Source organism: Vibrio sp. A37, from assembly GCF_059777565.1.
The window spans coordinates 1-802 of record NZ_JBLNLI010000065.1 but is presented as its reverse complement, the minus strand read 5'-3'; the positions used below and the strand labels follow the sequence as shown (position 1 = coordinate 802).

Here is an 802-nt window from a genome sequence, read left to right as displayed (position 1 = left end):
CCTCTCGCTAAGCCTGCCCCCCCAATGTAAAGCTCACCAGGGACCCCTATCGGGATAAGCTCGAGCTGTTCGTTGAGTACATATGCTTTCATGTCATCTAATGGACGACCAATATCAGGCAGGCGACTCGACTCATGGTTTTTTAACCGCTTATAGGTAACATGCACGGTAGTTTCAGTAATACCATACATGTTCACCAATTGTGGCTGTGCCTCTTCATAGTGTCGCCACCAGGGAGCCAATTGAGCTACTGACAATGCATCTCCCCCAAAAATGACATAACGCAGCTTGTTAAAAATAATACATTGTGCTTCGGCCACCTCAACAAATTGGTAAAAAGCGGCGGGGGTTTGGTTCAAGACCGTCAATCCTTCTTGCAGACAATATGTTACTAAGGCGGGCATGTCTTTGACTAAGGCATCGTGAGGGATTAATAAACGCCCACCACACGCCAATGCCCCCCATAGCTCCCACACGCTAAAGTCGAAAATGTAAGCGTGGAACAGCATCCAAGTGTCTTGCTCTGAGAACGAATAATGACACTCTGATGCCAATAATAATCTGGAAACATTATGATGAGTTTGCATGACTCCTTTAGGCTGCCCTGTCGTCCCCGACGTATAAATCACATACGCCAAGTCCGAAGGCTCGCTGCAACGCGGTACATTCCCTCTCGAGGGCGATTGACTCAGCGCGTCCTTCTCCACCCTCAACACCGTGGGAATCGAGGCGCACTCCGATAGCCAACTATCAAGCCGTTCAACATGGTGTGACTGCGTCAGTACCATCGGCGTTTGGGTAT

Annotated in this window: 1 protein-coding gene; it reads right to left on the bottom strand. The window is 49.1% G+C overall.

Annotated features, from left to right (window positions below; translation table 11 throughout):
• On the bottom strand, positions 1–788 hold a 788-nt coding region (locus ACM2FC_RS23525), incomplete at its 3' end, for an AMP-binding protein (RefSeq protein WP_498483459.1).
• Positions 789–802: the final 14 nt, after the last annotated feature.